This is a genomic window from Armatimonadota bacterium, from assembly GCA_035527535.1.
Lineage (GTDB): Bacteria > Armatimonadota > Hebobacteria.
In genome coordinates, this window is the sequence record DATLAK010000067.1 from 33,137 (window position 1) to 52,386 (window position 19,250).

Annotated in this window: 17 protein-coding genes; 8 read left to right on the top strand and 9 right to left on the bottom strand. The window is 67.2% G+C overall.

The features are described from left to right. The 5 genes from VM221_04375 to VM221_04395 form a co-directional block, all read right to left on the bottom strand. Complete coding sequence (locus VM221_04375; protein ID HUT74056.1) at window positions 1–2,286, bottom strand: sodium-translocating pyrophosphatase; 2,286 nt, start codon at window positions 2,284–2,286, stop codon at window positions 1–3. Window positions 2,287–2,411: 125 nt separating this feature from the next. Then, window positions 2,412–3,374: a 6-phosphofructokinase gene (pfkA, locus tag VM221_04380; GenBank protein ID HUT74057.1), complete on the bottom strand. Its 963-nt coding sequence runs from the start codon at window positions 3,372–3,374 to the stop codon at window positions 2,412–2,414. Between the two features lie 19 nt (window positions 3,375–3,393). Then, window positions 3,394–4,419, bottom strand: coding sequence for an ATP-dependent 6-phosphofructokinase (locus VM221_04385; protein HUT74058.1), 1,026 nt, complete (start codon window positions 4,417–4,419; stop codon window positions 3,394–3,396). Window positions 4,420–4,480: 61 nt separating this feature from the next. Next, entirely contained in the window at window positions 4,481–5,146 is a 666-nt protein-coding gene (locus tag VM221_04390) for an NAD-binding protein (protein ID HUT74059.1), read from the bottom strand. A gap of 15 nt (window positions 5,147–5,161) precedes the next feature. After that, window positions 5,162–5,614 (bottom strand): TrkA family potassium uptake protein, encoded by a 453-nt coding sequence (locus VM221_04395; protein ID HUT74060.1) that lies wholly within the window; start codon window positions 5,612–5,614, stop codon window positions 5,162–5,164. A 349-nt stretch (window positions 5,615–5,963) separates the two neighbouring features. Between VM221_04395 and nikR the strand changes: the two genes are divergently transcribed. Together nikR and radC are read left to right on the top strand one after the other, a co-directional pair. Continuing rightward, window positions 5,964–6,404, top strand: a complete 441-nt coding sequence (gene nikR / locus VM221_04400) for a nickel-responsive transcriptional regulator NikR (protein ID HUT74061.1) — start codon at window positions 5,964–5,966, stop codon at window positions 6,402–6,404. 103 nt (window positions 6,405–6,507) lie between these two features. Continuing rightward, window positions 6,508–7,194 carry a DNA repair protein RadC gene (radC, locus tag VM221_04405; protein ID HUT74062.1) on the top strand — a complete coding sequence of 229 codons (687 nt, stop codon included), beginning with the start codon at window positions 6,508–6,510 and terminating at the stop codon, window positions 7,192–7,194. An 8-nt stretch (window positions 7,195–7,202) separates the two neighbouring features. On the opposite strand, the gene VM221_04410 is transcribed toward radC, so the two are convergent. Continuing rightward, window positions 7,203–8,135 carry an NAD-dependent epimerase/dehydratase family protein gene (locus VM221_04410; GenBank protein HUT74063.1) on the bottom strand — a complete coding sequence of 311 codons (933 nt, stop codon included), beginning with the start codon at window positions 8,133–8,135 and terminating at the stop codon, window positions 7,203–7,205. A 256-nt stretch (window positions 8,136–8,391) separates the two neighbouring features. Between VM221_04410 and VM221_04415 the strand changes: the two genes are divergently transcribed. The 6 genes from VM221_04415 (at window position 8,392) to wecB (ending at window position 15,719) form a co-directional block, all read left to right on the top strand. Continuing rightward, window positions 8,392–8,973 (top strand): MerR family transcriptional regulator, encoded by a 582-nt coding sequence (locus VM221_04415; GenBank protein ID HUT74064.1) that lies wholly within the window; start codon window positions 8,392–8,394, stop codon window positions 8,971–8,973. A gap of 99 nt (window positions 8,974–9,072) precedes the next feature. Continuing rightward, complete coding sequence (gene ychF, locus VM221_04420; protein HUT74065.1) at window positions 9,073–10,164, top strand: redox-regulated ATPase YchF; 1,092 nt, start codon at window positions 9,073–9,075, stop codon at window positions 10,162–10,164. Window positions 10,165–10,334: 170 nt separating this feature from the next. Then, a complete protein-coding gene (locus tag VM221_04425; GenBank protein ID HUT74066.1) occupies window positions 10,335–11,423 on the top strand; it encodes a hypothetical protein in 1,089 nt (362 codons plus the stop codon). Window positions 11,424–11,724: 301 nt separating this feature from the next. After that, entirely contained in the window at window positions 11,725–13,440 is a 1,716-nt protein-coding gene (locus VM221_04430; protein ID HUT74067.1) for an ATP-binding protein, read from the top strand. Between the two features lie 141 nt (window positions 13,441–13,581). Continuing rightward, window positions 13,582–14,544, top strand: coding sequence for an MraY family glycosyltransferase (locus tag VM221_04435; GenBank protein HUT74068.1), 963 nt, complete (start codon window positions 13,582–13,584; stop codon window positions 14,542–14,544). After that, window positions 14,532–15,719 (top strand): UDP-N-acetylglucosamine 2-epimerase (non-hydrolyzing), encoded by a 1,188-nt coding sequence (wecB, locus tag VM221_04440; protein ID HUT74069.1) that lies wholly within the window; start codon window positions 14,532–14,534, stop codon window positions 15,717–15,719. The genes VM221_04435 and wecB overlap by 13 nt, the downstream gene beginning before the upstream one ends. A gap of 63 nt (window positions 15,720–15,782) precedes the next feature. On the opposite strand, the gene VM221_04445 is transcribed toward wecB, so the two are convergent. From VM221_04445 to VM221_04455, 3 genes are all read right to left on the bottom strand, one after another. Beyond that, a complete protein-coding gene (locus tag VM221_04445) occupies window positions 15,783–16,532 on the bottom strand; it encodes a class I SAM-dependent methyltransferase (GenBank protein ID HUT74070.1) in 750 nt (249 codons plus the stop codon). A gap of 201 nt (window positions 16,533–16,733) precedes the next feature. After that, on the bottom strand, window positions 16,734–18,002 hold the full coding sequence (locus VM221_04450; protein ID HUT74071.1) for an Nramp family divalent metal transporter: 1,269 nt from the start codon (window positions 18,000–18,002) through the stop codon (window positions 16,734–16,736). Beyond that, a partial coding sequence (locus VM221_04455; protein HUT74072.1) for a CBS domain-containing protein occupies window positions 17,999–19,250 on the bottom strand: 1,252 nt, incomplete at its 5' end. The genes VM221_04450 and VM221_04455, both read right to left, overlap by 4 nt.

Here is a 19,250-nt window from a genome sequence, read left to right on the forward strand (position 1 = left end):
TCAGCCGCTCGCGTCGCCGCCTTCCCCGGGCGACGGTTCAGCCGTGACTCCGCTGCGTTTGCTGAAGCCTACCGCTACCGCCAGCGCGGCGATAGCCGCCGCCACCACCAGCGCCCGCCCGGCCAGGTTCATCGTCTCCAGTTGCCCGACCGCGACGAAGGGCGCGATGAGGATCGCGACCAGGTTCATTACCTTGATCAGCGGGTTCAGCGCGGGGCCGGCGGTATCCTTGAGCGGATCGCCCACCGTGTCGCCGATGACGGCCGCCTTGTGGTTGTCGCTGCCCTTGCCGCCGTAGAGGCCGTCCTCGATCTTCTTCTTCGCGTTGTCCCACGCGCCGCCGGTGTTGGCCATGAACACGGCCAGGAGTTGGCCGGTGAGGATCGCTCCCGCAAGGTAGCCCCCCAGGGCGGCGGGGCCGAGTCCGAAAGCCACCGCGATGGGCGTGGCTATCGCCAGCAGGCCGGGTCCGATCAGCTCCTTCTGGGCGGCGGCGGTGCTGATCGCGACGCAGCGCGAGTAGTCGGGGCGGCCGGTGCCCTCCATGATGCCCGGGATCTCGCGGAATTGACGGCGCACTTCCTCGACCAACAGGCTCGCCGCGCGCCCCACCGCGCGAATGGCGAAGCTGGAGAACAGGAACGGCACCGCGCCGCCGATGAGCAGGCCGATGAACACCGGCGGGTAATCCACCGGGATGCCCCCCGCCAGCCCGCCCTCGGCGGCAAAGGAGGCGAAGAGCGCCGTCGCCGCCAGCACCGCGGTGGCGATGGCGAAGCCCTTGGTGAGCGCCTTGGTGGTGTTGCCCACCGCATCCAGCCGCGCGACGATGCGATGGGCGGCGACGTTCTCGCTATCCCCTTCCTTGAGTGCCCCGGACATCTCGAAGATGCCGTTGGCGTTATCCGAGATGGGGCCGAAGGTGTCCATCGCCAGGATGTAGGCGGTCGTAGTCAGCAGCCCCAGCCCCGCCAGCGCCACGCCGTAGAACGCCAGCGCCAGGTTGCCGCCGAAGATGACGAAAGAGCCGAGCATGGTCAGACAGATGGCGAGGATCGCCCACACGCTGCTCTCCATGCCCTCCGCCAGCCCGGCGAGAAGCATGGTGGCGGCGCCGGTGCGGGTGGCGCGAGCGATCTCCGTCACCGGCCCCTTGTCGGTGGCGGTGAAGTGCTCGGTCAGGCGGCCGATGATGAGGGCGAGGACGATGCCCATTAAGGTGGCGAAGAAGAAGCGCCAGTCCGGCAGGTAGAAGAGGGTCGCGACGCCGAAGCCCACCGCCGCCAGCAGCGCCGATACCCAGAAGCCGATGTTGATCGGCTGCATCGGATTCATGCTCTCGTCGTCGCGGCCGCGCACGAACCAGGTGCCGGCGATGGAGGCGAACACCCCCACCGCGCGCACCAGCAGGGGATAGATGATGAGCTTGAGCCCGAAGCCCATATCCTTGCCCAGGAAGATGGCGGCCGCGCCCAAGATAATGGCGGCGACCAGGGTTACCTCGTAGCTCTCGAAGACGTCGGCCGCCATCCCCGCGCAGTCGCCGACGTTATCGCCGACGTTGTCGGCGATGACCGCCGCATTGCGCGGATCGTCCTCGGGGATGCCCTTTTCGACCTTGCCCACGAGGTCGGCTCCGACGTCAGCCGCTTTGGTGAAAATCCCGCCGCCGACCCGCATGAAGAGGGCGGCCAGCGAGCCGCCGAAGCCGAAGCCCACCAGCACGCGCATGGCGTTTTCCTTGAAGGCGAGGAAGATGACGGTCGCGCCCAGCAGCCCCAGCCCGACGGTGAACATGCCCGAGACCGTGCCGGCCTGGAAGGCCAGTTCCAGGGCGCGCTTGAAGCTGCCGAGCGCGGCGTTGGCGACCCGCACGTTGGCGCGCACCGCCAGCCCCATGCCGACGTAGCCGGCGCCGTAAGAAGCGAAGACCCCCATCAGAAACGACAGCGCGATGCCCAGCGGGATCATGCGGTCCTCGGCGTACTTGCCGAGGTAGAGGAAGTAGAGCCCGATGGTAATGGCCAGGATGAGCCAGATCATGGTGCGAAACTGGCGCCCGAGGTAGGCCATGGCGCCGTCGTGGATGGCGGCGCCGACGCTCTGCATGGCGTCGCTTCCGGGTGACGCGCGCATGACCTTGCGCGTCAGGTGCCAGCCATAGAGCAGCGCGATGATCGCCGTCGCCAGCACCGCCCACAGCATCCCGATCTCCAGCGGCTGGAGGTGGGGGAGGACGATCTGCGACTCGCTCATCGCCGCGCCCGCCTGTGATGCGTCACCCATATCGTTAAGACCTCCTGAGATACATGGCCGCCCGGGCCGAAGTAGTGCGCGGTCCGGGCGTACTTAGACTTGCGTATGTCGCCGCCGCCCGGCGCCGCCTGCCCGCGCAAGCGACCGGCGTCGGCTCAGCTCGCCAGCACCAGCGCGAGATCGTACAGCGATCTGTCTATGGTCTTCTGCTGACTCCACACCGTGTCCACCGGGGAGACCACCACGCGGTCGGATTGGATGCCGACCAGGCTCCCGGCGCGCCCCTCGACCAGGCAGTCCACCGCGGCGGCGCCCAGGCGCGTGGCCAGCACGCGGTCGGCGGCGGTGGGCGCGCCCCCGCGCTGCACATGGCCGAGAACGGTAGCACGGGTGTCCGCGCCGGTGATGGCCTCGATATCGGCGGCCACCGCCAAGCCGCGGGCGGCGCCCTCGGCGACGACGATAATGTACGACTCCTTGCCGCGCTCGCGCCCCCGCTTGATGGTAACGCCGATCTTGTTGATCTCAAACGGGATCTCGGGGATGAGGATCGCCTCTGCGCCCCCGGCCAGACCGACGTGCAGCGCGATGAAACCCACCGTGCGCCCCATGACCTCGACCACGAAGATGCGTTCGTGGCTGACCGCGGTATCGCGGATCTTATCTATGGCGTCCAGCGCCGTGTTGACCGCCGTGTCGAAGCCGATCGAGGAGTCGGTGCCCGCAAGATCGTTGTCAATGCTGCCGGGGACGCCCACCGTCGGCACCTGCCACTTGTGCCACAGCTCGTGCGCGCCGTGCAGGGAGCCATCCCCGCCGATGACGACCACGCCCTCGATGCCGTGGCGATGGAGTTGCTCCACCGCTTGGCGCTGCTTCTCTTCGGTCTTGAACTCCGGGCAGCGCGCGGTGAAGAGGATGGTGCCGCCGCGGTTGATGATGCCGCTGACCGCGGTCGCCGGCAGCGGCTGGAAGTCAGCGGCCATGAGGCCGCGGTAGCCGTGGCGCACGCCCATCACTTCCAGCCCATGATGGACCGCTCGCCGCACCACCGCGCGGATGGCCGCGTTCATCCCCGGCGCGTCGCCGCCGCTGGTCATGACTGCGATGCGTTTCATGGCTCGGCCCTTCCCGCGCTCACTTGAACAGCGTCTTGATTTCCTGGTAGAGCTCGTGGGGTACGGTTTTCAGCTCCGCCACCGCCTGCTCCAGGGGCACCCCTACATACTGGTTGTTGGTCAGCGAGGCCATATAGCCGAACTTGCCCTCGTGCGCCAAGTCCACCGCCCGAATGCCTAGGCGTGTGGCCAGCATGCGGTCGAAAGCGGTGGGCGCCCCGCCGCGCACGATGTGCCCCAGCACCGCCAGTCGGGTTTCGAAGCCCGCGCGCTCCTCGATCTCCTTGGCCACGAACTCGCCGACCCCGCGCTCACGCAGAACGACGTGGCCGAAATCATCGGTGTGGGCGGCGGTATGGTCGGCCTCGGTGACCTCCACGCCCTCGGACACCACCACCAGGCCGTGGTGCTTGCCGCGCTCGCGCAGCTTGCCCAGATGGCCGCACATCTCGTCCAGGTCGAGCGGCTCCTCGGGGATGAGGATCCAATCGGCGCCGCCGGCGACCCCGGTTTCCAGGGCTACCCAGCCGGCGTGGCGCCCCATCACCTCCAGCACCATCACCCGCCGGTGGGAGCGGGCGGTGTCGCGCAGGCGATCGGCGGCATCGGTCGCCACCTGCACCGCGCTGTCGAAGCCGAAGGTATAGTCGGTGCGATTGAGGTCGTTGTCCATGGTCTTGGGGACGCCGACGGTGTGCACCCCAAGCTTGAACAGCTTGTGCGCAACCCCCAAAGTGTCCTCGCCGCCGAGGGCGATGATGACGTCGAGCTTGAGCTCCTGGATATGATCGAGGGTCGCTTGCAGGTCCTGCTCGCGCTTGAAGGGATTGGTGCGCGACGACTCGAGGATGGTGCCCCCGCGCGAGATGATGTCGTCCACGACGTCAATCGTGAGGGGCACGGTGTCGCCGTTGATCAGCCCCCCCCAGCCGAGCTTGATGCCGACGCATTCATCGCCGAAGTCCATGGCGCGCATGACGACGGCGCGCAGGGCCGGATTGAGCCCTGGGCAGTCGCCGCCGCCGGTTAGTACTCCTAAACGCATGTCAGCAACCCTCCCTGATAGATAAAGATAGCGCTGAATTGAGGTCGCGCCGCCCCGCAGGTCACGCGAGCGGACCGGTTATCACCTCGCGTAGGGCGCGCTCGTCATTCGGGCGCGTGAGAGCGACGATGCAATCGCTCGCCTCGAACCGGGTGGTACCGCTCGGCAGCACCATCTGATCGCCGCGAATGATCACCGCGATCACCGCGTCGCCCGGCAGGTGAATGTCCTTGAGGGCGCGCCCCACCAGCGGGGATTGCTCCGATAGGTCCGCCTCCACGACCTCGATCCCGCCGCGCTTGAGCGCGGTCAGCGGCACCACCTGCCCGGTGTCCACCTCTTGCTCAATCAGGCTGTAGATGATGCGCGTGCTCACCACCGTAGCGTCTATTCCGAGCAGACGGAAGATCTCCTCGTTGCGCGGGTCGTTGACCCGCGCGATCGTGCGCTTGACGTCGAAGTGTCGCCGCGCCATCTGACAGATCACCAGGTTATCCTCATCGTCGCCGGTGACTGCAACCACGACCTCCGCGCGCCCCATCCCCACCTCCGACATCACCCGCACCTCGCATCCGTCACCCGCCAGCACCACCTCCCCCAGCTCCTCCGTTAGCGCCTCCGCGCGCCGCCGGTCCTTCTCCAGCAGCAGGACCTCGCGTCCCTCCTCGATCAGCGTCTTGGTCAGATGGTAGCCGACCTTGCCCCCGCCAACGACGATCACGTACATGTTCACCCCTCCGCCCTAGCGCCCGAGCTCGCTCGTGAGCTTGGCGCACTCCTCGTAGCTGCGCACCGGGTCGCCGGCGATGAGGTCCCTAATGATTCCCGCACCGACGCACGTCGAGCAGAAAGTTGCGATGCCCATCTTGCTGTAGGCCTCGGCGCGGATGGGGTCGTAGATGCGCGCCATCGCCCGCGGCACCCCGAACTTGGTCTGGGCGATCTGCGTCGCCATGATGTTGGTGTTGTCCCCGGGCGTGACCGCGATGAAGGCGTCGGCGTTCGGCACGCCCGCGCGCAGCAGCGTGTCCTGGTCAATCGCGCTGCCCACCAGGCGCGTGCCCACGAAGTCCGAGCCAAGGCGGCGAAAGGACCCAACATCCCGGTCCGCAATCGTGACCTCGTGCCCCTCGCGCGCCATCAACGTGGCGAGCGCGGCGCCGACCCGGCCGCACCCGACGATCACAACCTTCATGAAGCCTCCCTGGTGGCGGTCCCCTGCCTGCAACTGTCCATCGAACCAGCATTATAAGCGTTCCCGTGGCAGTACGCAAGTGCGCTTGCCGGGTCGCAGGAGCGCCGTTCTCAGCAGCCGGATGAGACTCGTCGCCGCAGATGTGTGTGCGAACCCCTCTCCCTGCCAGGGAGAAGAAGGTTGGGGGTGGATTGGCAGCGCCCCGACTTGTCGGGGCGAGAAGGTCGGCCCCGAGGGTCGGGGCCCCACCGTGCGACCCTCACTCAACCGCAGGGGGAGGGGCAATCGGGGCTCCGTCGCGCCCTTTACAGACGCGCCGGCTTGTGCTACCTTCTCACACGTTCGTGCCATGAGAAACCACGATCAGAGAGAAGACAAAGAGCTGGAGCGCTTTGGGGTGTCCATGAGCGGACGCCTGCTGCGCAAATTCGACCGCGTCATTCGCAGCAAGGGGTACCGCAGTCGCTCGGAGGCCATCCGCGACATCATCCGGGACTACCTGGTGGGGGAGGAGTGGGCGCGCGATCGGTCGCAAGTCGTCGGCACCGTGACCATCGTCTACGACCACCAGACCCGCGAACTGGGCGAGGCGCTGACCCACCTTCAGCACGCGCATGGTGGGGCGGTCATCTGCAGCACCCACGTCCACCTCGACCGCCACAACTGCCTGGAAGTCGTGGTGCTCAAGGGGCGCCCCGCCGACGTGCGCGCCATCGCCGACCGCCTGGTCAGCACCCGCGGCGTCAAGCACGGCAAGTTGGTGTGCACGACCTCCGGGTCGCGCATGTGATTGCTTGCCCTCGCTCCAGCGTTGACAGCTCCGGCGGCGGCAGGAGCGCCCCGGCGTCGAGGCGAACTGCTCCGTGGCGCGTTCGCGCGCACCTGGGGGAGCGATGGAAGCTTACCACACACTGATCCGCGAGCTGCCCGCCGACGAGCGGCCGCGCGAGCGGCTCGTCCGCTTCGGCGCCGAGGCGCTGTCCACCCCCGAGCTGCTGGCCATCATCATCCGCGTCGGGTCCAGCCGCGGCTCCGCCATTACCCTCGGCAACCAGCTCTTGAGCCGTTTCGGCAGCCTGCGAGCTATCGCTAAGGCGACGGTCGCGGAGCTGTCGGCGGTGCCGGGCATGGGTACGGCCAAGGCGGCGCAGATCAAGGCCGCCTTCGAGCTGGGCAAGCGCCTGGCCACCACCACCGAGGAGCGCCCCGAAGTCAATCGCCCCGACCTCGCCGCCAACCTGATCATGGAGAAGATGCGCTACCACGACAAGGAGCATTTCGAGGTGCTGGTGCTTGATACGCGCAATCGCTGCATCGCCGTGCGCTCCGTTTCCGTCGGCAGCCTCAACTCGAACGTCGCGCATCCCCGCGAGGTTTTCCACGAGGCGATATCACACTCGGGCGCCGCCATTATCGTCGCCCACAACCATCCCAGCGGCGACCCCACGCCGAGCAAGCAGGACCAGGCGCTCACGGCGCGCTTGGTCGAGGCGGGCAAGATCATGGGCATCGAAGTGCTCGACCACCTCATCATCGGCGACGGCCGTTGGCTGAGCATGAAGGAAAAGGGGATGCTGTAGCGGATTCACTACGCGCGGCGGTAATGTCGCTCCAGCTCCGACGCGTAGTGAGCGCCGAGCTCGTGGGCGTGGTCTTGCAGCCATCGGCTGAATCGGGTAGGGCAGGTCGGCGGTTGATCCGAGACCAGCAGATTGGCCGTAAGCCCGGAGACCTCGTCCGGCGTGATGACGACATCTCCCACCAGCGACCCAATCAGGCGGGCGGCGGCGAGCGCCGCAAGCGCCGGGACGCGAACGATCATCGCCCGGCTCCCCACCCGCTGCCGCACGAGCCGAACCAGCTCCTCGAATGTGTACGTCTCCGGGCCGACGGCGTCCAGGATCACGTTTCCCACCCGCCCGGACGATTCGACGGCAAGTGCGGCGACATCTCCCACGTGGGCGGGCTGCAGCCGGTACTCGCCCTTTCCGAATAACCCGAAAACAGGCAGGCGCCGCAGCAACCACGCGATGTTGTTGATGAGGATGTCCCCCTCGCCGAACAGCACCGTCGGCCGCAAGATGGCGTAGGACATTCCCGATTCCAGCAGGGCGCGCTCCACCACCGCCTTGCCGCGAAAGTAAGGCAGCGGCGAATCCAGGGACGGGTTGGTGATGCCGATGTGGACTATCCGCCGCACACCGGCCTCGGTCGCCGCGCGGATCAGAACCAGCGAATTGGCAACCGCCCGGTCGAAGGTGGCGTCGCCGCGGCTGAAGCGCACCCAGTAGGTGTTGTACAGCGTCGCTGCTCCGCGCAGGCTCGCCGTCAGCTTTGACGGCACATCGAAATGGAAGGGCACCGCCTCAACGCGATCTCCAAACGGATGGGGGCGGTTCGCATGATTCGTGAGCGTGCGCACGCGCTGTCCCTGCTCCAGCAACAGCGAGGTGATGTGTCTGCCCAGGTAGCCGAAGGCCCCCGTGACCACCTGTAGCTGCGATGATGACAGCGGCTTCAACCTGTTCTCACGAGTCCCCCGCACCGCTGCTTCGGCGTCGGAGGCAGCATTACCTCGTGCCTTTGCGCGAAGCACGGATCAGGTGGGAAGTCGCGGTTGTCCGCTGCGCGGCACACGTTGCACGAGATCGGGGCTAGGCGGCGAGGCCGCGTTGTGCTAGCATTCGACTGCTAGCTGGACGGGCTCCTGGTAGTCGGTCGCGTATGCTGGACCTGGCGCGTGCCGTCCTGACATGGACATCAGGAGGCATGCGCACATGGAAGGGTCGCTCGCTGCAAACTCAACCGTCGGTGCGCGGGTGCATCCCGCGCAAGTTTTCGGCCGTCTCCGCCTGACCGCGGGCAAGGCGGCGGAGCTGTGCGGCGTGACGCGCCGCCAACTCTGCTACTGGACTGACAAGGGCATCATCCCTTGCTGCAACGGCGGCGCCGAGCGCGGGTCCTCGCGCCGCATCTACGACTTCGCCGGCATCAGCAAGGCCCTCATGCTCAAGCGTCTCATGGATGAGGGCCGCGGACTGCGCCGCGCCGTGCGCGAACTCAAGCTGCGCTTCCATCAGGCCGCGCCGACCGCCCCCGACACCCCTGCCGCCACTGACGAGCACGCCATGCTCGCCCAGGCCGAACGTTTGACGCGGCTGAGCGACCAGGCCCGCCAGGTCAGCGTTCAGACGCAGCGGCGCGAAGCGCTGGAGCGCCTGGCGCTCGCGCTTCAGCCGTTGGTGGAGTTGTCGCAGGCGGCGTGCGACGGTCGCACCAGCGTGGCGCGAGGAGATCGCGCGGGCGAGCTGACGTCGCTGGTCTCGGAGGCCGAGCGCGCCATGACCCAGGCGTCATAGCGGGCTGCAAGTCCGCCTCGGCGGCGCCCGGGGTTCAGCGCAGCCCGCCGGGCAGGGGCGCGACCCCCGCCGTCGAACCGGAGGTGGTGGCGGTGACGCGTGATTCGTATCGGCATAGTCGGGCTCCCGAATGTGGGGAAGTCCACCATCTTCAATGCTCTTTGCGGCGGCCAGGCGAAGGTCTCGAACTACGCCTTCTGCACGGTGGAGCCGAACCGGGCGGTGGTGCCGGTGCCCGATCCGCGGCTGGAGCGAGTGGCGGAGACCTTCGGCCAGGAGCGGGCGGTTCCGGTGACGGTCGCGTTCGTGGACATCGCCGGGTTGGTGCGCGGGGCGAGCGAGGGCGAGGGCCTGGGCAACCAGTTCCTCGCGCACATTCGCGAGGTGGATGCGATTCTGCACGTCGCGCGCTGCTTCGCCGATGCGCAGGTGGCGCACGTGGAGGGAGACGTGGACCCGCGGCGCGATGCCGAGATCGTGGACCTCGAGCTGGCGCTCGCCGATCTGGGCACCGTCGAGCGCCGCCTGGAGAAGGCGCGAGTCGAGGCCAAGAGCGGCTCCGCCGAGGTGCGCCGGCAGATGGTGTTTCTCGAGCACCTCGCCGACGTCCTCGGGCGTGGGCAGCGCGCGGCGGCGGTGCAAGCGACCGAGGCGGAAGGGGGGGTGCTCGCCGAGCTGCACCTGCTGACGGCGCGCCCGGAGCTCTACCTGGCCAACGTGGCGGAGAATGTCGGGGAATCCGGCCCACTCGCCGCCGGGCTGCGGGCTTACGCCGAGGAGCGAGGATCGGCATCGCTCGAACTGAGCGGAAAGATCCAGGCCGAGTTGGCGCAGCTTCCTGCCGGTGAACGCGCGCAGTTTGCCGCTGAACTGGGGGTGGCGGCTGACGCGCTGGACATGGTGATCGCATCCAGCTATCAGGCGCTTGACCTGGTGACCTTCTTCACCGCCGTGGGCAAGGAGGCCCGCGCGTGGCCGGCGCCGCGCGGAACTACGGTCTCGGAGGCCGCGGGGGGCATTCACAGCGACATGCAGCGTGGATTCGTGCGCGCGGAGGTGATGGATTTCGAGACGCTCGATCAGGTCGGGTCATGGGAAGAGGCGCACCGACGAGGGCTGCTGCGAGTGGAGGGCAGAGACTACGTGGTGCAGGAAGGGGATGTGATCCACGTGCGATTCACAACTGGGTGATGGCAGCCCCGGCCAGGGGGCGTGTAAGTGATCCCGGCAGCGGGCTGCTCCTCCCGCCACAAGGAGGCGGCGAAGGACCAGCCGAGGCGGGTAATCGCGCGGCCAAAGGGGAATAACATCAGCGACATGTAAGCCGAGGATGTAGGAACGACACGAAGGAGGACGCCACCATGAGTAAGTTGTGGGCGAGGCGGGCGATGACGTGGGCTACCGGCCTGCTGGCGTTGGCCTTATTGGTGGGGGCGGTGCCGAAGCCGCTCACGGCGCTGGGCCCTGCCCAGGCTGGGTTCTTCGCCAAGGCGAAAGAGAAGAAGGCGCCCCCCTCGGCGGACAGTGCCAAGCACAGCGACAGCAATAAGAGCGACAGCGGCGGATTCTTCAAGCAAGTGAAGGCAAAGCAGCCGCCCCCTCCGCCGGAGGCCGCGCCTAAGCCCGGTCACCGGCCGGGCTCGGGCGGCGGGCTCTTTGAGCACGCGCAACCGGGGACCGAATCGCCGGTCATGGCTCCCGCGGGCCCTCCACGCGACTCGCCCGCGGCGAGCGCATGGAAGGGTGACGGGGCGCTGCTGGACGGAATCAAGTCCCCGCTGCGGCCGGGCTGGAGCAGCCGCGGCTACTTCGAGCAACTGCGCAGGGAGCGGGAACTGCGCCGACGTGATGCCCCGGACTTCCACTACTGGTACTATCCCTACGATCTTGGCTTCTACCTATGGCTTCACTACCACGACTGCCCGTGGTATATCTGGCCCTACTACTACGGCCACACCTATCCGGGCTACTTCTACTACTATGCCCCGCCGCCAGTGGTGATCGTCACCGAGTCGGACCGCTGGGCCTCCGGCGAGACCTACCTCCCCTACGTCTCCTGGCCCTGCGAGAGCCTGATGGAGGCCAAGCGCGACATCGAGCAGGCGTGGCTCCAGGAGCGCATTGAGCTCCTGGACACGCACCTCGACTCCGAACACACGATCGCGAGTTACTTCCGCGATGAGTACACGCACGGCCTCTCCGCTGACGAGTTCCGGCAGTTGACCGCAGACGCGTTCGCCAGCATTCGCACCGTGAGTTTCGACCTGACATCAGTGCGCTACGTGGGCACGGCGGATTGGGCGCGGCTCACGGGCAAGCATGTCTTCGACGACCCCTACGACCAACGCACGATGGTCTCTGTCGGCTATCTGCTGAGGCGCGTCGAGCGTGAGGGCGGGTGCGCGCGCTGGGTAATCTGGGAGGTGCGCCAGTCGCCGTACGCCTCGTGATCGTCAACGCCGACAAGCAGGCGTTGCGCCCTGTGCGCGTGGGCGTGATGCCTGCCCGCCCCGTGGAGGGAATCACGTCCCCACAAGGGACGTCCCATCATGTTCCGGGTTGACGCGGCGCCAATGGTTGATCGCAAGTCGGCTGCGGTTGAAATGGACGGCGGTGCTCATCAGGGCGGTGAATCCGTTTCGACACAGCGCGGATGCTGCTGCGGGCGTCATGCTTGACGCCCGCGCGCAGGTTGCCCTACAATGGAGGCCGTTGAGCGAACTCATCCGTTGGTCGTAGCGAGGTAAGACTGTGGCTGACCGCACCGAGGACCAGATCCGCGATCTGCACGCGGAGATCGAACGGCTGCGTACGCGGCTGGCGGAGCTGGAACGTAACAAACGCACCCTCGAGGATCAACTGTCGGCGACCTCGATGGCCACCGAGGCGCCGCCACCAATCACTACCGCCAGCGAGCTGCAGAACACGCTGCGCCTGTTTGTGAAGAAGGTGGCCATGATCTTGCAGGCCGACAAATGCGTCATCATGCTCTACGACAAAGAGTCAGGGGAACTGCGGGCGCAGGTGCCGGCCTTTGGCCTCACCGACGACGAGGTCAGCACCTTCCGCGTGCGCGCGACGCAGGGGGTATCCGGCGAGGCCTTCCGCAACGGCGCGCCGGTGTTGTGCGATGACCTGCTCGCGGACCCGCGCACGGTCAAGGAGAACGTGGCTCTGCTCAAGGTGCGCAACAGCCTGAGCGTGCCCCTGGCGATTGAGTTCCGCGACGAGAACCAGGAGGTGGTGGACCGTCAGACCATCGGTGTGCTGCACGTGTTCAACAAGCGCGGAGGTGGGGGGTTCGACGAGGAGGACGTGCGACTGCTGACCGTGCTCGCGCGCAGCGCGGCGTCGGTGATCTCGAACGCCCAGGTCTACATCGCCGTCGCCGCCGCCAAGCAGCAGCTCGAGTCGACCTTCCAGAGCATGCTGTCCGGGGTGGTGGTGGTCGCCACCAGCGGGCAGATCCTGCTCATGAACTCGGCGGCGCGCCGTATCTTCGGGATGCACCAGGACGACGGCACGGGTCAGAGCCTGGCCGGCGTGGTGGGCAACGAGAAGGTGCAATCGCTGGTCAGCGCTTCGCTTGAGGACGCGGAGGAGAAAGCGGAGGAGGTGTCGCTCTACACGCCCAGCGAGCGCGTATTCCAGGTGCAGACCGCGCTTCTGCGAAACCAGGATGCCACGGTCGCGGGCGTCGTTGCCACCTTCAACGACATCACCGACCTGCGCAACGTCGAGCGCATGAAGACGGAGTTCGTGGCCACGGTGTCGCACGAGCTGCGCACTCCCCTGACCTCGATCAAGGGCTTCATCCGCACCCTGCTCGACGATGCCGAGGGCTACTACGATCGCGACACCCAGGCGGAGTTCTATCAGATCATTGACCAGGAGTGCGACCGTCTGGTGCGGCTCATCAACGACCTGCTCAATGTCTCCCGCATCGAGGCCGGGCGCGCGCTGGAGCTCAGCCTCAAGCCGGTTGACCTGCGGACCCTCGCGGGGAGAGTGGTGACCAGCCAGCAGTCGTACACCACTCGCCACAGCATCGTGCTCGATGTGGCCGAGGACCTGCCGCCGGTGATTGCGGATGAGGACAAGATCGATCAGATGCTGACCAACCTCATCAATAACGCCATCAAGTACAGCCCTGACGGGGGGCACGTGTGGGTGTCGGCTCGCATCGCCGGCGACGAGGTCGAGGTCAGCGTCAGGGACGAGGGAGTGGGAATCCCGGCCGAGCATCTGGACAAGATCTTCGCCCGTTTCCACCGTGTCGAGAGCGGGGACGCCCGGCGCGCCGGCGGCACGGGCATCGGTCTTTACCTGGTCAAGCACCTCGTCGAGGCCCATAAAGGTCGCATCTGGGCTGACAGCAGAGTCGGCAAGGGATCCACCTTCACCTTTGCCATCCCATTGACTCAGCCGGTGGTGCAGGACGAACGCGCTCAGTTTCTGGGCGCGTAAGCGCCCACCAGCGGCGCCCGGGTTCGACTCACCGCGGGCCTCGCCCCTCGGGAGCGGCGGCGCGAGTGCGCGCATGCACCGGGGGCGCACCGTCGCCGCAGCTGCTTGCGGCTGTCACCGCATGCGTGGGGTGGAGGATTCATGGGCGGGCCCGGAGCCTCTGTGCTCGTGACTTGTTTCGCCGCGGCGGCCGTGGTCGCGGCGGTGGCGACCCCGGGGGTAATCGCACTCGCCCTTCGCACCGGCGCGGTTGATCACCCGCGGAGCCGGCGCGTGCATGAGAGCCCGACGCCGACCTGGGGGGGGCTCGCGATGCTCATCGGCTTCGTGACCGCCATGGGCGCGGGGCTGCTGGCGGCGGGAGCAGGGCGCATCGGCCCCGATGTGCCGCTGGGCCACCTGGCAGCGGTGGTGCTGGGGGCGTCCGCCATCTCGGTGCTGGGCGCGATAGATGACCGCTGCGAGATGCGCTCACTGCCGAAGCTCCTGGGACAGGTGGCGTGCGCGGCCCTGCTGCTGCCCTTCGGTGTCACCATCAGCGGACTCGCCGGACATCCGGTCCCGGCGTGGCTGGGCGGCGCGCTGACAGTGGCGTGGGTGGTGGCGATCGTCAACGCCATCAACTTCATTGACGGGCTCGACGGCCTGGCGGCGGGGGTGGTGGCGATAGCCTCGGTGGCGCTGGCGGCGGTAGCGCTCGATCGCGGGCAGCTGGGGGCGGCGGCGATGTCGGCGGCGCTGGCGGGATGCGCGACTGGTTTCCTGCCCTACAACTTTAACCCCGCGCGGGTGTTCATGGGCGACCTGGGCAGCCACTTCCTCGGCTACACGGCGGCGGCGATAGCGGTGCTGGGGACCTTCAAGATCGCCGCGTCGGTGGTGCTGGTGACCCCGGTGGTGGCCTTCGCGGTGCCGATCCTTGATACCGCGTGGGCGATGATACGCCGCTACCACACCGGCCACCCTATCGCCCGCGGCGATCGCAACCACCTTCATCACCGCCTGCTCGAGAGCGGCCTCTCGCAGCGCCAGGCGGTGCTGATCATCTACGCCGTGACCGCCGTGTGCTCCGCACTGGCGGTCGCCATGTCGTGGCCGTCGTGAGCTTGGGGATGGTCAAGCGCAGCGAACGAAAGCGAATAGCCGTAGTCGCGGGCACGCGCCCGGAAGCGATCAAGCTGGCGCCGGTAGTGCTGGAACTGCGGCGCCACCCGCAGCTCTTCGACGTGCGCGTAATCGCGACCGCCCAGCATCGGCGGCTGGCGGACGAGTCGTTTGCGCTCTTCGCCATCGAGCCCGACTACGACCTGAATGTCATGACCTCGCGGCAGAGCCTGACGCGCGTCACCTCGCGCGTGTTGGAGCGCCTGGAGCCGGTGCTCGCCGACATTGGACCGGACCTGGTGCTAGTGCAGGGCGATGCCGCCACCGCATTCGCCGGCGCGCTGGCGGCGTTTTATCACCGGTGCGCGGTGGGCCACGTGGAGGCGGGGCTGCGCACGGGCGACAAGTACGACCCCTTCCCGGAGGAGGTATTCCGGCGCCTGGTGACGCCCATCGCGGACCTGCATTTCGCCCCCACCGACGCCGCGCGCGCCGCATTGCTGGCCGAAGGCGTAGCCGCCAGCGCCATCCACGTCACCGGCAACACCGTCATTGACGCCTTGATGTCGGTGGCGCGGCAAGATCAGCCGCTGCCCGCCAGGATCGCCCGCGCCCTCGGCAGCCGTGAGCGCCGGCTGGTGCTGGTTACCGCGCATCGTCGCGAGAACCTGGGGCGCCCGCTGCGCAACATCTGCCGGGCGCTGCGCGATCTCGCCCGCCGGTTCGAGGACCTCCTAATAGTCTATGCCCTGCACCCGAATCCGCAGGTTACGAACGTCGTGCGGGCCGCGCTCGGCGCGGAGCGGCGGGTAGTCCTCATCCGCGCGCCGCGCTACTCCCAATTCGTGTCGCTGATGAAGCGAGCTCACCTGGTGCTGACCGATTCGGGGGGGCTGCAGGAGGAGGCGCCGGCGCTGGGTAAGCCGGTGCTGGTGCTGCGCCGCACCACCGAGCGCCCCGAGGGCGTCGCCGCCGGCGTCGCCCGGGTGGTGGGGGTCGAGACCGCCGACATCGTTGCGGCGGCGACGGCGCTGCTGCGCGACCAGCGCGCCTATGAGGATATGGCGCGGGCGATCAGTCCCTACGGTGACGGCAAGGCTGCACAGCGCATCCGGCGGGCGATTCTCCATCATTTCGGCCTGGGCCCGCGGCCCCGCGATTTCAGCGGGTGCTGACGCATGCGAGCAGGAAGGGATTCCTAACCACCAAGGCACAAAGACACCAAGCAAGTGGCGCTCTCAATCCGAGATTCCCTGGGCTGCCGCCTTCCTCGCTAGGCGCAGCACGGCAACGTACGACTTGGTGAGAGTACCGCCGTTTCTTTCGATCAGCGCAGCGATCTCTGCAAACAGCCGATTCCTGACCTTCTCGGGCAGGAGACGATGGTCGGGGTACGTGTTAAGCAGATTCAGGTAGCTGCGGGTGTCGTAAGTGACCGACCATGGATAGCGCCTCTCTATTGCATCGTCAAAAAGGTCCTCTCCACTCTCGGCGACTGATCCGCTGGACGGCCCCTCCGGGGCGTCGGCTGCCGACCGCGGCAGACATCGCTCGTAGATGCTCTGCAACTCCCTGAAGAACGCTGAATCAGAATACGGGGATGCGTCGGCGTTGCGGAACATGGCAAGCGCGCCCGACGGTTTCAGGGCGGCGGCGGACTTGCTGTAACGAAGCCCTGGCGTTATCCATTTGAACGCGTCGGCTACGATCACGAGATCGAAGACCTCTGGCTCAAGCGGCCAGTCTTCAAATGTGGTTACTCGGACTTCCGCTCGTGGATATGCACTCAGCTTGTTTGCCGCGAGTGCCGCCAGGTTCGGGCCCGGTTCCAGGCACAGCATCGAGTAACCGCGCCGAGCGAAGGACTCACTGGCCTTCCCGGTGCCGCACCCGATTTCCAGAATCGCACCGCCGGTCGGAATGCCCGATAGTGAGATGGCGGCATCTATCAGCTCGGGCGGGTACTGTGGCCGCGCCTCATCGTACAATGCCGCTATTCCGTCAAAGATCGTTCTGCCGAGTGTGCGATCCATAGCCGCAGCTGTACCGTTTCCGACGTTGCGTGAAGACGATCTGATGGTATGCTGTCTGTAGGGGCGTGATTCATCACGCCCGCTGTGGGAGGGCGCAATGAATTGCGCCCCTACTATCTGTTCCTTGGCATCTCTGTGACTTGGTGGCGAGAGACGCTAACCCAGGAACGTGGTCACGACTAGGGCCAGCGTGAGGGCGATGACGATGACGGCGGTCGCCCAGGCGATGAAGTTGAACGCCCGCGAGTTGCGATACGGGCCCATCAAGGCGGGGTTATTGATGAGCACCAGCATGAAGAGAAGCACGAACGGCAGCAGAATGCCGTTGGCGACCTGGGAGAGATACATAATGTGGAGCAGGGGCGCCCGCGGCAGCAGCACCAGCCCGGCGCCGATCACGATGAGGCCGGTGTAGAGACCGTAGAACTGGGGGGCCTCGCGCAAGCTCTGGTTGACGCCGCGTTCCCAGCCCATGCCCTCGCACACCGAGTAGGCGGTGGCCAGGGGCAGGATCGAGGCGGCGAAGAGGCTGGCGTTGAGCAGGCCGAAGGCGAAGAGCTGCGAGCAGTAGCGCCCGGCCAGCGGTTGCAGCGCCAGGGCGGCGTCTTCGACGGTGCGGATGGGGATATGGTTCGCGTAGAGCGTGGCGCCGGTGGTCAGGAGAATGAAGCCGGCGACGATGACGGCGACGATGCAGCCGGTGATGACGTCAATGCGGCAATACCCGTAGTCGCGCGCGGATACGCCCTTGTCCACCACTGCGGATTGCAGGTAGAACTGCATCCACGGCGCGATGGTGGTGCCGACGACGCCGATCAGCATGGTGACGAAGGCCGGCCGCAGCGACAGGGTGGGGGTGACGGTGTGATGCAGCACCTGGCCCCAATCGGGCCGCGCGAGAATGCCCGACAGGAAGTAGGAGACATAGAACAGACACGCGAGCAGGAAGACCTTCTCCACCTGCCGATAGCTGCCCTTGACGACCAGCCACCACACGAAAAGGGCGCCCAGCGGCACCGCCAGGTACTTGCTCACGCCGAAGATCTCTCCGCTCGCCGCCAGACCGGAGAACTCCGCGGTCGTGTTGGCAAGATTGGCGACCAAGAGGCCGAGCATGAGGAAGAAGGTCAGCTTGACCCCGAAGTTCTCGCGAATGAGGTCGGCGAGGCCCTTGCCGGTGACCGCGCCCATGCGCGCGCACATCTCCTGCACGACGATGAGCGCGAAGGTGATGGGGACGAGCGACCACAGCAGGGCGTACCCGTACTGTGCGCCGGCGAGGGAATAGGTGGCGATGCCGCCGGCGTCGTTGTCCACATTGGCAGTGATGATGCCCGGCCCGACGATGGCGAGGAAGGCGATCAGCCCCGCCCAGGTGGGCCGGCGCAGCCAGCGCCGCCGATGCTCGGTAACGCCGCGGGTCACGGCCGCACGCCCCCGCCGAGGCGCGGCTTGCGTTCCTCCAGCACGGTATCCATCGCGTCGTCCACGGTGACGATGCCCAGCAAGCGCCGCTCCCCATCCACGACCGGCAGCGCGAGCAGGTTATACTTGGCCATCAGGGGCGCGAGTTCATCGTGGCCGGTGTCGGCGGGCACCGAGATCACATCCCTCAGCATCACCTGCGAGATGGGCCGGTCCGGCGGCGCCACGATCAGGTGGTGCAGCGATAGGACGCCGACCAGCCGGCCCGAGTTGCCGGTGACATAGACGTAGAACACGGTCTCCGCATCCGGCGCCAGCTCGCGCAGCCGGGCGATGGCTTGATCGGCGGTGAGGTGCTGGGGCAGCGCCACGAAGTCCGTTGTCATCAGGCCGCCGGCGGAATCCTCGGGGTAGCTGAGCAATTGCTTAACCTCCGCCGCCTCCTCCGGTTCCATCAGCTCCAGCAGCTCGTCGGCCCGTTTCTCCGGCAGGTCGGCGAGCAGGTCCGCCGCATCATCGGGCACCATCTCCTCCAGGATGTCGGAGGCGCGCTCGTCGTCCATGGAGTTGAGCACCGAGACCTGCAGCCGCGGGCTGAGCTCCTGCAGGGTGTCCGCCGCCTTCTCCTCGTCCAGGGAGCGAAACAGGGTGTCGCGGTCGGAGGCCCCGAGCTGGCTCGCGATCTCCGCCAGGTCCGCCGGGCGCAGTTGGGCCAGGGCCTCGCGCCCGAAAGACAGTTGAAGGGGCTGCGACACCGGCTGGGGGGTCATCACGTACTCCCAGCTCAGCAGGCGCTCATCCGACTGGCGGCCGAACACGCGGGACACGTACAGGGCGGTGCGCTCGAGCCCCAGGCGCCGCAGCAGCCCGCGCGTGCCCGTGTCCACCGCCACCAGCCGCACCACCCCGTTGAGGTAGGCGATCTGAAGATCGTTGACCCGCACCAGGCGCCGCCCTTGCAAGTCAACGATCTGGCGGTCCAGGATCGAACGCGCCAGCCAACACTCATCCTCTGCCAGCGCGCCAGGGGCAATCTCCGCCTGCTCGGATTCGAGGGTGATGGCATCCGCAGAAACGCTGCGCACCTGGTCCCACGGCAGCACTTGTTCTCGGCGGCGACCGGCGCTTACCAGGATCTTCGAGACGGGGGGGAATTCTTCGGTGCAGCGGATGGCGAGGTCTTTTAGCCGCCCCAGGTATCGCCCCGAGCGGTCGCGCACCGGCTTCTCCAACATCGAGCTGAGAAAG